This is a genomic window from Paenibacillus sp. JT22N15 (assembly GCF_059383755.1).
Genome location: NZ_JBXENV010000004.1, coordinates 122978 through 138313, shown reverse-complemented (window position 1 = coordinate 138313; position 15336 = coordinate 122978). Strand labels below are relative to the sequence as shown.

At 49.0% G+C, this 15336-nt stretch carries 13 protein-coding genes; 11 read left to right on the top strand and 2 right to left on the bottom strand.

Features of this window, described 5'->3' with window-relative positions:
• Positions 1–54: 54 nt before the first annotated feature.
• Positions 55–945, top strand: coding sequence for a formyltetrahydrofolate deformylase (gene purU / locus AC50X8_RS09150; protein WP_056041348.1), 891 nt, complete (start codon positions 55–57; stop codon positions 943–945).
• An 11-nt stretch (positions 946–956) separates the two neighbouring features.
• On the opposite strand, the gene AC50X8_RS09145 is transcribed toward purU, so the two are convergent.
• The gene (locus AC50X8_RS09145) at positions 957–1187 is read right to left on the bottom strand and encodes a hypothetical protein (protein WP_494879426.1); all 231 of its coding nucleotides are present in this window, start codon (positions 1185–1187) and stop codon (positions 957–959) included.
• A gap of 74 nt (positions 1188–1261) precedes the next feature.
• Here AC50X8_RS09145 and tkt point away from each other — a divergent pair, with 74 nt between their 5' ends.
• From tkt to AC50X8_RS09105, 8 genes are all read left to right on the top strand, one after another.
• Complete coding sequence (gene tkt / locus AC50X8_RS09140; RefSeq protein WP_056041349.1) at positions 1262–3280, top strand: transketolase; 2019 nt, start codon at positions 1262–1264, stop codon at positions 3278–3280.
• Between the two features lie 30 nt (positions 3281–3310).
• On the top strand, positions 3311–3628 hold the full coding sequence (gene ppnP / locus AC50X8_RS09135; RefSeq protein WP_046233271.1) for a pyrimidine/purine nucleoside phosphorylase: 318 nt from the start codon (positions 3311–3313) through the stop codon (positions 3626–3628).
• A gap of 311 nt (positions 3629–3939) precedes the next feature.
• Complete coding sequence (locus AC50X8_RS09130) at positions 3940–4869, top strand: ABC transporter permease (protein WP_494879424.1); 930 nt, start codon at positions 3940–3942, stop codon at positions 4867–4869.
• Positions 4870–4881: 12 nt separating this feature from the next.
• Positions 4882–5763, top strand: coding sequence for a carbohydrate ABC transporter permease (locus AC50X8_RS09125; protein WP_056041352.1), 882 nt, complete (start codon positions 4882–4884; stop codon positions 5761–5763).
• Between the two features lie 24 nt (positions 5764–5787).
• Positions 5788–7491 (top strand): extracellular solute-binding protein, encoded by a 1704-nt coding sequence (locus tag AC50X8_RS09120; RefSeq protein ID WP_494879422.1) that lies wholly within the window; start codon positions 5788–5790, stop codon positions 7489–7491.
• A 98-nt stretch (positions 7492–7589) separates the two neighbouring features.
• Positions 7590–9338, top strand: a complete 1749-nt coding sequence (locus tag AC50X8_RS09115; RefSeq protein ID WP_494879420.1) for a sensor histidine kinase — start codon at positions 7590–7592, stop codon at positions 9336–9338.
• Positions 9339–9421: 83 nt separating this feature from the next.
• Complete coding sequence (locus AC50X8_RS09110) at positions 9422–11050, top strand: response regulator (protein ID WP_494879418.1); 1629 nt, start codon at positions 9422–9424, stop codon at positions 11048–11050.
• A gap of 368 nt (positions 11051–11418) precedes the next feature.
• Positions 11419–11976: a DUF420 domain-containing protein gene (locus AC50X8_RS09105; protein WP_056041359.1), complete on the top strand. Its 558-nt coding sequence runs from the start codon at positions 11419–11421 to the stop codon at positions 11974–11976.
• A gap of 127 nt (positions 11977–12103) precedes the next feature.
• Here AC50X8_RS09105 and AC50X8_RS09100 read toward each other — a convergent pair whose 3' ends face one another.
• Complete coding sequence (locus tag AC50X8_RS09100; protein WP_056041361.1) at positions 12104–13000, bottom strand: NAD(P)-dependent oxidoreductase; 897 nt, start codon at positions 12998–13000, stop codon at positions 12104–12106.
• Between the two features lie 225 nt (positions 13001–13225).
• Here AC50X8_RS09100 and AC50X8_RS09095 point away from each other — a divergent pair, with 225 nt between their 5' ends.
• Together AC50X8_RS09095 and AC50X8_RS09090 are read left to right on the top strand one after the other, a co-directional pair.
• Complete coding sequence (locus AC50X8_RS09095) at positions 13226–14575, top strand: glucose-6-phosphate isomerase (protein WP_056041363.1); 1350 nt, start codon at positions 13226–13228, stop codon at positions 14573–14575.
• Between the two features lie 24 nt (positions 14576–14599).
• On the top strand, positions 14600–15235 hold the full coding sequence (locus tag AC50X8_RS09090; protein WP_056041365.1) for a YigZ family protein: 636 nt from the start codon (positions 14600–14602) through the stop codon (positions 15233–15235).
• The last annotated feature ends 101 nt before the right edge of the window (positions 15236–15336 follow it).

Here is a 15336-nt window from a genome sequence, read left to right as displayed (position 1 = left end):
TATAAATGATGAATAGTATGAAGATAATAGTTGAAGGAAGGAAGTTTGAAATACATGTCATCACCATCTATATCGCAGCAGCCGTCCGCCAAGAGCGGACGGGCTCGCATGCTCATTTCCTGCCCAGACCGTTCCGGAATCGTAGCAGCTGTTTCCCATTTTCTATATGAGCATGGAGCGAATATTGTGCAGTCCGACCAGTACACAATGAACCCGGAGGGCGGAATGTTTTTTATCCGCTTTGAGTTCGATTTGGCTGACCTCGACAAGGAGCTGCCCGTATTAGTAGAGGATTTTGCCCGCGTTGCCGACCGTTTCGATATGAAATGGCATACTTTCCGTGCAAGCCGCAAAAAGCGCCTGGCGATTTTCGTTTCCAAAGAAGATCATTGCCTAATGGAGCTGCTGTGGCAGTGGAAAGCCGGCGATCTTGACGCCGATATTGCCATGGTTGTCAGCAATCATCCGGATATGCGCGAAATGGTTGAAGGCTTCGGCATTCCTTACCATCACATCCCAGTCACTGCGGATACGAAAGCCGAAGCGGAGCGCAAGCAGATGGAGGTCGTTGCGGATAAAGCAGACATTATTGTGCTTGCCCGTTACATGCAAATTATTTCACCGAAATTTATCGAGCAATTTCCGAATCGCATTATTAATATCCATCATTCCTTTTTGCCTGCTTTCGTTGGCGGCAAGCCGTATGCGCAAGCTTACCAGCGCGGCGTGAAAATTATCGGCGCTACGGCGCATTATGTAACAGAGGAGCTGGATGGCGGTCCGATTATCGAGCAGGATGTGCAGCGGGTTAGCCACAGGGACAATGTGGACGACTTGAAGCGGATTGGACGCACGATTGAGCGTGTCGTTCTTGCCCGTGCAGTTAAATGGCATATTGAGGACCGGATTATCGTTCATCATAATAAGACTGTCGTATTTAATTAGGTTTTTCGCGGTTATTTATCAATATTTTTTAATAGGCAAACTGCTCTGGCGGGTGTTACAATGTTCAAAGCCATTGTGTTCAATTGCGCACCACCTATAAGCATGTTGAAAAATGCAGGCTTTCCGCAGGAAAGTTCTTTTTCAAAATATAAGAATTTATAAGTTTCACACTTATAAATGGGCTTATATTGCACCCTCGAAACGGAAGCTTTACCGTCAAAGGACGGCGAAAGCCGTTTCACCTTGCCATGCTTCTAAAGAGAGAGCAACATTTAAAACAAGAAGACCAGAATGGATTTTAGGAGGAAACAAGCTAATGACAGTTACTCAAAAATCAGTTGACCAGCTTTCGATTGATACGATCCGTACGCTTGCGATCGATGCGATTGAGAAAGCAAAATCTGGACACCCAGGCATGCCTATGGGTGCAGCTCCAATGGGTTATCAGCTTTTCGCTAAAAACATGGTTCACAATCCGGCTAACCCGACTTGGGTAAACCGCGACCGTTTCGTACTTTCCGCAGGGCATGGCTCCATGCTGCTTTACAGCCTGCTGCACCTGTCCGGCTACGATCTTCCAATTGAGGAACTGAAAAACTTCCGTCAATGGGGCTCCCTGACTCCGGGTCACCCTGAGTTTGGCCACACAGCTGGCGTTGACGCAACGACTGGTCCACTGGGACAAGGCGTGGCTATGGGCGTTGGTATGGCGCTTGCAGAAGCACAGCTTGCTGCTACTTACAATAAAGAAGGCTTTAACGTAATCGACCATTATACTTATGCCATTTGTGGCGACGGCGATTTGATGGAAGGTATTTCGCATGAAGCGGCTTCCATGGCTGGTCACATGCAGCTGGGCAAACTGGTTGTCCTATATGATTCAAATGATATTTCCCTTGATGGCGAACTGAGCCTGTCCTTCTCGGAGAGCGTTCAGAAGCGTTTTGAAGGTTACGGCTGGCAAGTGCTGCGCGTAGAAGACGGCAACGATCTGGATGCATTGTCCAAAGCGGTTGCAGAAGCGCAAACAGACCATGCTAAACCGACTTTGATCGAAGTTAAGACCGTTATCGGTTACGGCAGCCCGAACAAAGGCGGCAAAGGCGGACACGCAGGTCCTCACGGATCGCCGCTGGGTGCTGAAGAAACGAAGCTGACTAAGCAGTTCTACGGATGGGAAGAAGACAATCAATTTTTCGTACCAGACGAGGTTCGCGCACACTTCGCAGAAGTGAAGAAGCAAGGCGAAGAGTCCAATGCAAAATGGGATGCTTTGTTTGCTGAATACAAAAAAGCGAATCCTGAGCTTGCTGCTCAATTCGAAATCGCAACTTCCGGTTCATTGCCAGCTGGCTGGGATGCAGACCTTCCGGTTTACACAACAGAAGACAAGCCTGTATCGACTCGCGTAGCTTCTGGTAATGCCCTGAACGGCCTAGCGAAAAATGTTCCTAGCCTTGTTGGCGGCTCCGCTGACCTTGAAAGCTCGACAATGACTCACCTGAAAGGCTTGCCAGTGTTCAAGCCAGGCAGCTACGATGGCCGCAATATTTATTTCGGCGTTCGTGAGTTTGGTATGGCTGCTGCAATGAACGGTATTGCCCTTCATACAGGTCTGAAAGTATTCGGCGGTACGTTCTTCGTATTTACCGACTACCTGCGTCCAGCTATTCGTCTGGCAGCTCTGATGAAGCTTCCTGTTGTATACGTACTGACGCATGACAGTATTGCTGTCGGCGAAGACGGTCCTACACATGAGCCAATCGAGCAGCTTGCTTCGATCCGCATCATTCCTGACCTGACGGTTATTCGTCCAGCTGACGGCAACGAAACTTCCGCAGCATGGGCTTATGCGCTGGAGAACACAAGCAATCCAGTAGCGCTTGTTCTGACTCGCCAAAACCTGCCGATTCTTGAAGGTTCTGTAGATAACGCTCGCGATGGCATTCGCCGCGGCGGATACGTTGTATCCGATGCAAAAGACGGCAAGCCACAAGCGCAAATCATTGCTACAGGCTCCGAGGTTCAACTGGCTGTTGCTGCTCAGAAAGCTCTTGCAGAAGAAGGCATTCAAGTTCGCGTTGTCAGCCTTCCGAGCTGGGATCTGTTCGAGAAGCAGGACAAAGCTTACAGAGATTCTGTATTGCTTCCTGAAGTTAAAGCTCGCGTTGCTATCGAAATGGCTTCCCCATTCGGCTGGGAGCGTTATGTTGGCGATCAAGGCACGATTATCGGTATCGACCGTTTCGGCGCTTCGGCACCTGGCGACCGCGTCATTGCTGAATATGGCTTCACGGTTGAGAACGTTGTAAGCAAAGTGAAATCCGTACTTTAATTTTCGAAATAGAAGGAGATTATACCCGCCATGTCTCAATTTGAAAATGTAACGGTCGTCAAAGAAGCTAACGTTTATTTTGACGGTAAAGTAACAAGCCGCGCTGTATTGTTCGCGGACGGAACGAAAAAAACGCTCGGTATTATGCTGCCAGGCGACTACGAGTTCGGTACGGACTGCGTAGAAATTATGGAAATTCTTGCTGGTGATTTGAAAGTGCTGCTTCCAGGCGAGACGGAGTGGCTGCACATTCAAGGCAAAGGCGAGTTCACTGTGCCTGCCAACACGAAATTCAAGCTTCAAGTTGCGACGGTAGCGGACTACTGCTGCTCGTACATTTACGAATAAGAATCACAAATCAAGGAAAGGGCTGCTTCGCATATGCGGAGCAGCCCTTTTCGTCGTACATTTTTCTTTATAGTCATTTATAGTCGTTCAAGGTCATTTATCGTCTTTCATGGACATTCATCGTCGTCGTTCATGATTGTCCATCACCGTTCCTCCATCCTTTTCATTCCATCTTGCTCCTCATTATTATCCTCACTGGACGTTTCCTTAACTATGCAACATGAATCCTAAAACATTGTTATATCTCCGCGTTGCTCCAGAAAGCTACAATAGCTTCTGTAACCGCTAACAATAAACAAGAAGAAGGTTAAATGGAGGGGAAGCTATTGAAACAAAGAGCGATGCGGAGGTGGAATTTCAAGCTTGTTTGGCCGTTGCACGTCATGCTCATTCCGGGAATTGTCCTTGTTCTGATCTTTTCCTATTTGCCGATGCTCGGACTCATTATGGCCTTTCAGGATTATAAGCCCCAGCTTGGATTTTTGGATTCCGAATGGATCGGCATGGAAAATTTCAAGCTGATGTTTGAATATCCGGATGCAAGGCAAGTGATATGGAATACGCTGCTGATCGCGGGCATTAAAATTGTAGCGCATCTCATTGTTCCATTCGTTTTTGCGCTGCTGCTCAATGAAGTGCGTAAAATGCTGTTTAAACGGTTTGTGCAAACGCTCGTCTATTTGCCCCACTTTTTATCCTGGGTCATTCTTGGGGGCATTTTGCTCGATATGCTCTCTACAGATGGCGGGCTTGTCAATCAGCTGCTTGCGGTGTTTGGAATCGAGCCGATTTTTTTTCTTGGCGATGGGAATTGGTTTAGATTTACGGTCATTGTCAGCGATGTATGGAAGGATTTCGGTTTCTCGACCATTATCTTTTTGGCGGCGCTTGCGGGTGTTAATCCCGAATATTATGAAGCGGCGCTTATTGATGGAGCGAATCGCTGGCGTCAGACCCTTTCGATTACGATACCATCGATTTTGCCCATTACGATTGTGGTTGGGATCTTATCGCTTGGCAACATTTTGAATGCCGGCTTCGATCAGATTTTTAATCTATACAACCCGCTTGTTTATGAAAAAGGAGATATTATCGACACCTATGTTTACAGAGTAGGCTTGCTAGGCGGCGATTTTGGCTTCGGCACAGCGGTAGGCGTGTTCAAGTCGCTAGTGAGTTTTATTTTGATTATTATTTCATACAGGCTTGCCTACAAGCTGGCCAATTATCGTATTTTTTAAGGGGGGAGCGGCATGTTTCATCGTTCAATTTCGTATCGTGTTTTCTCTACATTCAACGTTGCTTTTCTAGCCCTGTTGTCCTTCATGTGTATAGCCCCGCTCCTTCATGTGCTTGCGGTATCGTTCAGTACCGCGGCGGCAGCCGATGCCAATTTGGTAAAACTGTGGCCGATCGGTTTTTCCCTAGATGCTTATAAGTCTACATTGACGAATGTTTTTTTTATCGGCTCTTTTGGAAATTCAATCATCCGAACGGTGCTTGGCACAGCGATTGCGCTCTCCTTGTCGATTCTGATTGGCTACGCCTTGTCTAAAGAGAGCTCTGAATTCAGGGGCAGAAATATATATGCCTGGTTTTTCGTATTTACAATGCTGTTTAGCGGCGGATTGATTCCCGGTTATATCGTCGTACAAAAGCTGGGGCTGCTCAATACGGTATGGGCACTTGTGCTTCCGGGAGCCGTTAGCGTTTATAATACGATTTTATTGATGAATTTTTTCCGCACATCGGTGCCGAAAGCGCTGGAGGAAGCGGCGTTTATCGATGGAGCGGGCCACTTTCGCGCATTATGGCAAATTTATTTGCCGATATCGCTCCCATCACTGGCAACGATTGGCCTCTTTACAATGGTCGGTCACTGGAATGCTTGGTTTGATGGACTTATTTACATGACTCATGCCGAAAAGTATCCTATGTCTACGCTTTTGCAGACGATTGTAGTCCAGCGGGACTTAAGCAGCATGAGTGTCAATGCGGATGAAATGAAGGAGCTGTCGAACCGGACGGTGAAAACGGCGCAAATTTTTATTGCTACGCTGCCCATTATTATCGTATATCCGTTTCTGCAAAAATTTTTCGTTAAAGGGATTGTGCTCGGTTCCGTGAAGGAATAGAGCCATTAAATAGGGGGAGTATCTATGATGAATAAAAGCTGGAGAAAAACGACCGCCTTATTGAGCGCTTTAATGCTGGGTATGACTGCTTTGACCGCCTGCTCATCGGCAGTAAATGAGGAAGCGTCAAATAACGCATCGCAGCCGCAAGCTGTGGAAGCCGCAGCTGAAGCGATGAAAGCGGGCAAATACGAGGAGCCGCTTAAAATCAATATCGTTCGCCAGATGACCACTGATGTGAAGTTTCGCGCCGGGGAGGATATCAACAATAATCCTCATATCCAGTGGGTCAAGGATACGTTCAATATCGATCTCAATTATTTATGGACGGCTGACAGCAGTGCGATTGATACGAAAATCCGCTTGATTTTGTCCGCAAACGAGGATCTTCCAGATATTATTCAATACCGGGGCTCCCAGGATGTTATTGATGCCTTAATTGATTCCGGCAAGTTCGCTGACGTTGGAGACCTGTTTGACAAGTATGCGGGCGATGCCTACAAATCAGCGATGGCGGAAGACGAAACAGTCTGGTATCCTTATGTTCGTGATGGCAAACGGTACGCGATTCCGATTCTCGATTACTCCAACAATAATGATACCGTTTTATGGATCAGGGATGATTGGATGAAAAAGCTTAATTTGAAGGCGCCGCAAACGATCGAAGAGATGGAAAAAATGATGGAGCTGTTCACGAATGCCGATCCAGACGGTAATGGCAAGAAGGACACCGTAGGGCTGGCTGTTGGCTTGAAAAATGGCATGAACACATGGGGACTCGCTGATGCGGATTTCCTGTTCGGAGCTTACGGTGCGATGCCGGGGCAGTGGAATTTGGACGCCGCGACAGGCAAGCTTGCATACGGCTCGATTGCGCCCGAAGTGAAGACGGTGCTTGCGAAGCTGAAGGAGTGGATGGAGAAGGGCTACATCCACAAGGAAGCGGGATTGCACGATGAGGGCAAGGCGGCTGAATTATTTTCATCAGGCAAGGCGGGAATCGTTGCTGCTCCGTATTGGGCAGGAGGCTGGCCGCTGCCAGCGGTTAAAGAGGTGGATAAAAATGCCGACTACAGCGCATATCCGCTGCCTGCTGGACCGGATGGGAAAATTGGCCGCAGCAAATCGGGTACGGGCAATGGCGTTATTTTAATTAATAAGGACTTCAAGCATCCGGAAGCTTTTTTTATGTATGCCAATCTGTTATATGAACAGCAGGGCAATCCGCAGCCGGGAAGTCCGTTTGAATACGGCTTTAAAGAAGGCTATGATTTTATGCTTCAGGATGGGCAGCCAGTCTGGGATGAAGCTAAGTTTCCGGCAGACAAGCCGCTTATGAATGTTGAAAAGTATACCCTGCTGTTTGATGGGGCCCGCATCCCTTCTCTGGTTATGGAGACGATGAACGATTTGGCAAGCGGCAAGGAGCCGGTTACAGCGTTCGAGCAGAAGCAGTCCAGAGGGCTGGATAAAAACATTACCGCGGGTGCTGTCAACTACAGCCAGCGGGAATATGCGATGCCTAATCTGTACATTGGCTCTCCGACCAAAACCTACAAGAAGCGTTGGGATTTCCTGAACAAAAGCGAGAAGGAAACGTTTAATAAAATCATTTATGGCGGCAGTCCGATTGATTCCTTTGACACGTTCGTCACACAGTGGAAGGCTTCTGCTGGGGACACCATTACCGAAGAGGTTAATGAATGGTATGCCGCTGTTCAAAAATAAGTCATCCAACAATCTAACATCAGGCAAACAACAAAAGCGTCCGTTCCCTTAAGGAGGGGAATAGGGCGCTTTTCTTGCTCAGGGAGGAAGGCTCCGTAATGGAGAAATCAAATATTTTCAAAAAAATATTAGCCATTATGGGGCTGCTGCTCATCCCTATTGTCGGTTTGTATTCCTATTCGAACCAAATAAGCATTCATGTTGTAGAAGAGCAGATCAGGCAAAACAGCGGGGACAAGCTTTCTTTTTTTGTACAGCAGATTGATGCTGAATTCGATCAATATATGATCTCAGTCAATAACTTAGGAATTGAGCCGCTAGTACGGACCTTTATATCGCTGACCCCCTCCAGCACGGATTCCGAGCTGTTTGAGGCAAAGCTGAGCGTGCAGGAGGATTTGGAGATTAAAGGGAAGGCAGGCATCCTGGAGCGTGCTTATACGTTATTTGCGCCCCTTTCAGGAGAAGTAGTCAGTACGCATAACTCGATTTCCTACAAGCAAAAATTCGTCAATATGGTGCACAGAGGCGGGCTCAAGCCTTTCATCTGGACTTATTCCGCAGAGGATAATAGCCGAATACCGAACGCTTTCGTTTATCGAATTGTGGAGCCGCTGTTCGTTTATGAGGATTTGGAGCAAGCTGATCTGGTAGGCGAGATTCGGGTCGATACGAGAGATATTACGGATATGCTGACCCGGTTTAAGGCGGACAGCCCCGGCGACCCGTTTTTATATCATGAAAATGAAGCGCCCATCGTTGCGCGTACAGCGGACATGAAGCGAATTAATGAACTGCTGCCTCTGTTTGAGAAAAATAAGGAGGATGTCAAGCAAGGGACTTTTCTAGCCTCGCTGCAAAACGAACAGTATATGATTCTTTATGCCAAGTCGGAGGCTACAGGCTGGTATTTAATCGAATACATGCCGCTGGAGAACATTCTAACCCCGATAACCTCTAGCCGAAATTGGTTTTGGCTATCGCTGAGTTTAATCTTGCTCATAAGCGTGTTATCCGCATTTTTGCTTTATCGTAATGTGCAGGTTCCGATCCGGGAGCTGTATTTGGCCGCCAAGCGACTGCGCAGGGGCGATTATTCCGTACGTGTTGGCAGCCGCAAGCATGATGAATTCGGTTATTTATTTGAGCAGTTCAATTTGATGAGCGAGCAAATCCAGCATTTAATCAACAGCATCTATGCCGAGAAGCTGCATGCCAGAGAAGCTACGCTGAAGCAGCTGCAATCGCAAATTAATCCGCATTTCCTATACAATTGTTTATTTTTCATTAAAAATATGACGCGCATTGGCGAGCGGGACGCGGTAATGGCGATGGCGGTCAAGCTTGGCGACTATTACCGCTACACGACGCATGTAGATCAGCAGGAAACGACGCTGCGAGAGGAAATCAAGCTGATCCACAACTATTTGTCGATTCAAAATATGAGAATGGACCGTATCCACTTTCAAATTAATATTCCGGATGCGATGCTGGAGCTCAAGCTGCCGAGGCTGATCGTGCAGCCGATTATTGAGAACGCCATTATTCATGGCATAGAGCCAAGAGAAGGGGCAGGCATGATTAGGGTTATTGGCTTAATTGGCGAGCAGGGATATGAAATCGTATGTGAAGATGATGGTGTGGGTCTCAGTGAGCAGGAGCTGCGGCTGCTGCGGCAGAAAATCAGCTCTAATGCGGTGCTGGACGAGAGCTGCGGCCTGCGCAACGTCCATCAGCGGCTTGTTCATAAATACGGCGGAAAGTCTGGCCTCACGCTGGAGCAGTCCGCTGAAGGGGGCCTTCGCGCAACGATACGGTGGAGTGCCCTTCCAAGCGAACGCGAGTGAGAGCGAGCGGGAGTGTATGAGTGAGCGAATGAAGGCTGCACAGGACGCTGTAAGTATGTCGGGAGAAAAAAGGAGATTCGGCCATGTACCAGCTTTTGATCGTTGATGATGAGCGTTCCGTAGTTGAAGGAGTTGCGGCAACACTGCTTGAATACGGTATGGCCGACATTGAGATTCATAAAGCTTTTTCAGCTTCGGATGCGCTGGCCATTATGCGCAAATGCTCCATTGATCTGATGATTACGGATATACGGATGCCGGGCATTTCCGGTTTAGAACTAATGGAGCGCGTGCGAAAATCGTCAAGCTCGACCGCTGTCATTTTGCTGACAGGCTATGCCGAATTTGAATATGCCAAGCAAGCGCTGACTAGCGGCGCCTCTAATTATTTGCTCAAGCCGGTCAATGACGAGGATTTGATTAGCGCAGTTAAGAAGGTGCTGCTGGCTGTACAGAAGGAAAAGGAAGCAGCCATTTCGCGTGATAACACACAGCGGGCATTACGGGAAAATTTGCCGCTGCTGCAGCGGAATTTGCTGATTGATTTGCTCGAAAATCGGGCGATCACACCAGCTGCTTTAGAAAAGAGGCTCCAGAAGCTCGCGCTTCCTTTCTCGCTGGAGCATGCTGCCAGTTTGCTGCTCATCCGTTTGGAGGAGCCTTTTTTCCAATATGGGCACAATGATCGGGCTTTGCTCGAATATGCGGTCGGCAATATTGCCGAGGAGGTGCTCAGCGATTTTTATCAAATATGGATGTGCAGCGATTCCCGTGACTATTTGGCCGTCGTGGTGCAGGCTTTGGATGGAAGCAGCAGCATCGCTGGCGCAATGGCGGAGCAGGAGCTTATGCGTCGCTGCCTATATTTACAGGAGCAGGTGCAGCGATATTTGAAGGGGTCAATCTCGATTGTCATTAGTGCTTGGGGGCCGTTTCCCGAGCATTTGTCATCCTCCTATCATCTGGCGCTGACGGCTTATCTCAAGCATATTGGCGCTGGCAGGGGATTGTTTCTCTCGCTCGGCGAGCAGCGTGTGCTGGCGCCGGTCCGTACATTCAAGCATTTGTATGAGCCGCCGCTGCTGCCAGATCTGCTGGAGTCGGGGAGATGGGATTCCTTTATGGAGAAGCTGGGCTTGATTTTCGATGAGCTTGAGACCGAGTTTGATGGCTCTGCGGAGCATTCATTGGAGGTTTATTGTGCCGTTACAGGCACACTTAGCTTTATTGCGCATAAAAGCGGGTATGGCTTGTTTGACTTTTTGGAAATAGAGGAACAGCACATGATGGCATTCGAGTCTTTAAGACAGCAGCGGATGCTGCGGGATAAGCTGCTGAGATTGGCGGAAAACATGCGCAGCGCGCTTGAGACTGAGGCAATGGGCAGCCAATCCAGGCTCATTAAGAAGGTGCAGCGATTCATTGACGAGCAGCTTGCACATACGATTTCCCTGACGATGATCGCAGAGCATGTTTTTTTGCATCCCGTGTATCTCTCTCAAGTGTATAAGGCGGCAACCGATGAAAGCTTGAGCGATTATATTCAGCGGATTCGCATGGAGAAATCAGCCTATTGGCTCCGCAACTCAAAGCTGAAAATCTATGAAATCGGCAGTAAAGTCGGCTACCAGAATGCGCCTTATTTTATCAAAGTATTCAAGAAGGTGTACGGCTTGACCCCGCAGGATTATCGGGAGCTTCATTCGGTATAAGCAGCATTGTCCCCGGATCGAGCTTCATATGTGTCAACTTTTCTAATTCATGCCCAGAATTCGATTTTTTGTGACATAAACGTCTGAAAAATCTTCCTTTGGCATGGCATAATCGGAAAGGAAGCTGTTGTTTTCCGCTTGAAATATAGGAAAGTATATGATTTCACCATACTTTCTCTATATTTCGCGGACTGAAACGCGCCACGCCGCCAGAGGACAGCGATAGCCGTTTCACCTTGAAATATAGGAAAGTATATGATTTTTCATCCTTTCTCTATATTTCTCGGACTGAAGCGCGCTACGCCGCCAGAGGACGGCGATAGCCGTTTCACCTTGAAGATGAAGCATATTTGTAGGAGGAAGAAGCGATGAATAAAAGGGAACAGGAGCAGTCGCTTAAACTGCTGCCGGACAAAAACTATACGCCGCTGATTGCGATTTTGACCGTTGTGATCGTAGGGCTTGTGACGGTGCTGTTTTTTCTGCCGGCCTATGACGGGGAGCTTGGCTTCAATGTGAAGCTGCTGCCGCTGCTCAATGCGATTTTTAACTGCTTTACGTTTATTGCTCTGGTCGTCGCTTTAGTTGCGATAATCAAAAAGAACATCAAGCTGCATCGCCGTTTTATTGGAGCGGCATTCGTCTCGACGACCTTGTTTCTGGTGTCCTATGTGACCTACCACTACCTGACGGAATCGACGAAATACGGCGGTGAAGGGGCGTTGAAAAACATTTATTTCTTCGTGCTGATCACGCATATTTTACTGGCAATCGTCGTTGTGCCGCTGGCGCTCATATCTGTAGCCAGAGGCCTCTCGATGCAGGTGGAGCGCCACCGCAAAATCGCGAGATGGACGATGCCCATCTGGCTCTACGTCAGCTTTACGGGTGTTGTCGTGTATTTGATGATATCGCCATATTATTAAGGAGGAGCGAATGACCGCTTCGCCTTGCAAAAATAAAACCGGGTACGGCATGTCTCTTTAGAAGGACAAGCCGTACCCGGTTTTATAATCAAAGGAATATATAAGGCAAGCCTGGCACGCAAGAGGCCTACAGGCTGCCGCCGCCGAGCTTGCGCCCGATATACTGCTCGTAAGCTTGCGCTACGGCGCACATATCCAGCTCGCTCAGCCCCATCGACTCGCCGACCTGGAACATGCTCTTCGCCGACTCAAGCAGCGGGGTAGGCACACGCAGGCTGTCTGACAGCACGGAGGACAGCTTGAGATCCTTGAGCATCAGCTCCAGTGAAAATTGCACATCGTAGTTGGCATTGATCAGCTTAGGGCCTTTCAGCTCAGCGGATTTGCTCGATGCGCTGCCGGCCTGCACCAGCTCTAGAAACGCATTGCTGTCGAGCCCGCCGCTTGCGGCAATCGCCATGCCTTCTGTCAGGGCCACAACGTTGATGCCGACAATTGTATTATGCGCCAGCTTGGCGATGGAGCCGCTGCCGTTTAGTCCCATATAGATGAGCTTGCCGCCCATTGCCAGCAAAATGTCGTCATTGGCGTCGAGCACCGCCTTGCTGCCGCCAATCATAAATACAAGCGTTCCCGCATCGGCTGCCGGCTTGCTGCCTGTAACCGGAGCATCAAGGAACGAGGCTCCTTTCTGTTCTGCGGTTGCCGCTAGCTCGCGCGCCAGGCTTGGCGAGATAGTGCTGCTGTCGATAAGTACAGTTCCGGAACGGACGGCGCTGAAAATCCCATTTTCACCATAATAAACGTCCCGCACTGCTTGATCATTGCTGATCATCGTAATGACAACGTCATTGCCAGCGGCTGCTTCAGCTGGAGTCAAGGCTTCTGTGGCGCCAAGCTCGATAAGCGCTGCCGCTTTTCCGGGTGTACGGTTGTACACGGTGACACTGTAGCCTTTGCGCAGCAGGTTCGCCGCCATTCCCATACCCATTACACCAAGTCCGATAAATGCTGCTGTTTTCATCAAAAGGTTCCTCCCATGGCTAGCGTTTTCCTTTCATTATACGGTTTCTTCACCAAGATTTCATTGTTATAAGCTTGTTTTTATAGTTTAAATCCGATATTGTAGATTTTGACGCTATATATGATGTTGATTATCAGTGGGGGAGCTTGAGCCTCGCCGTTAGTCGTACAATATTTTGAAAACGGCTGAGATGCTGTTTATATTCCTAAGGAGGCTTATTTGTTTATGAGTAAAACGGTACATTTCGATTACAGCAAAGCACTAACTTTTATTGGGCAAAATGAGATCGACAACTTGACGCAGCAAGTTCGCCTTGCGCATGACCAACTACATAACGGCACGGGTACAGGCTCTGACTACCTGGGCTGGATTGACCTTCCTGAAAATTATGACAAAGCAGAATTCGCCCGCATTAAGCAAGCGGCTGAAAAAATCAAATCGGACTCCGAAGTGCTGATCGTCATCGGCATCGGCGGTTCTTACCTGGGCGCGCGTGCAGCGATCGAAATGCTGTCGCATTCCTTCTATAACCTGCTGCCGCATGAGCAGCGCAAGACGCCGCAAGTGCTTTTTGCCGGCAACAACATCAGCTCCACTTACGTGACGCATTTGACGCAGCTGCTTGAAGGCCGCGACTGGTCAATCAACGTTATTTCCAAATCCGGCACAACGACTGAGCCAGCGATCGCTTTCCGTCTGTTCCGTGAACTGCTGGAGAAAAAATACGGCAAGGAAGCTGCCCGCAAGCGTATTTATGCAACGACGGACAAACAGCAAGGCGCGCTCAAGAAGCTCGCATCCGAAGAAGGCTACGAGTCGTTCATCATTCCTGATGACGTTGGCGGCCGTTATTCCGTATTGACAGCTGTAGGCTTGCTGCCAATCGCAGCAGCTGGCGTTGATATTGATGCAATCATGAAAGGTGCGGCTGACGCTGCCAAAGAATACAGCAACCCGAATCTGGCTGAAAATGAAGCCTACCAATACGCGGCTGCCCGCAACTCGCTGTATCGCAAAGGCAAAACAACTGAAATTCTCGTGAACTACGAGCCTTCGCTTCACTTCGTATCGGAGTGGTGGAAGCAGCTGTTTGGCGAGAGCGAAGGTAAAGACTACAAAGGGATTTACCCTTCCTCTGTTGATTTCTCGACAGACCTTCACTCGATGGGCCAGTTCATCCAAGAGGGCAACCGGAACATTTTCGAAACCGTTATTCAAGTGAAAGAAGTGTCCGAGCACATTTCCATCGGCCATGACGATGCAGATCTGGACGGCCTGAACTTCCTGACGGGCAAAACGATGGATTTCGTCAACAAAAAAGCATTTGAAGGCACGCTGCTTGCGCATACTGACGGACAAGTTCCTAACTTTATCGTCAACATTGCGGATTTCTCGCCATACACCTTCGGCTACCTCGTTTATTTCTTTGAGAAGGCTTGCGGCATCAGCGGCTACCTGCTCGGCGTAAATCCGTTTGACCAACCGGGCGTAGAAGCATACAAGAAAAACATGTTCGCGCTGCTGGGCAAACCGGGCTACGAGAAGGAGAAAGCGGAGCTGGAAGCGCGCCTGTAGGCGTCGTTTCAGGCAGCATTCCTGATGAAGCTTGAACGTTACCGAACGGTTAGGCAGCAGGCCCACGCCGAAATTGTCATCAAGCGCTCGCGATTTATTGGCTATGCAAAGCCGGTAGAGACCGAGGAAGAAGCGGTGCAGTTTATTGACGAAATCAAGCGGCTGCACAAAACCGCGACGCATAACTGCTCCGCCTATATGGTGGGGGAGCGCGACCAATTCCAGAAGCAGTCTGACGACGGCGAGCCTAGCGGCACGGCGGGCAAGCCGATTTTGGAGGTCATTAAGCACAAAGGTCTCAAAAATATCGCCGTCGTCGTCACCCGCTATTTTGGCGGGACGATGCTAGGCGCTGGTGGACTCGTCCGTGCTTACACGGACGGCGCAGTTGCCGGAATCGAAGCAGCCGATGAGATCGTCAACGTCCTGCACCGCGAGGTGCGGGTTTCCGTTGACTATACTTGGTATGGCAAGCTGGAGAACGAGCTGCACGGCCGTGGCATACGCGTAGGCGGCACGGCGTTTACCGACCGCGTCATCGTCAGCTGTTTGCCGGTGGAGCCGGAGGCGGAAGCTTTTATCGCGTGGATGACGGATTTGACGCAGGGCCAAGCCGAGATAGAAGCAGGCGATAGCGTCTATTATATTGAGGGCGAATAAAACAAAATCGCCTTGCTTTCAAATTTTTGAAAAAAGCGCCTTATTCATAAACCCATCTGATGGGGATAATGAATAAGGCGTTTTTGCCGTTATCTGAAGCG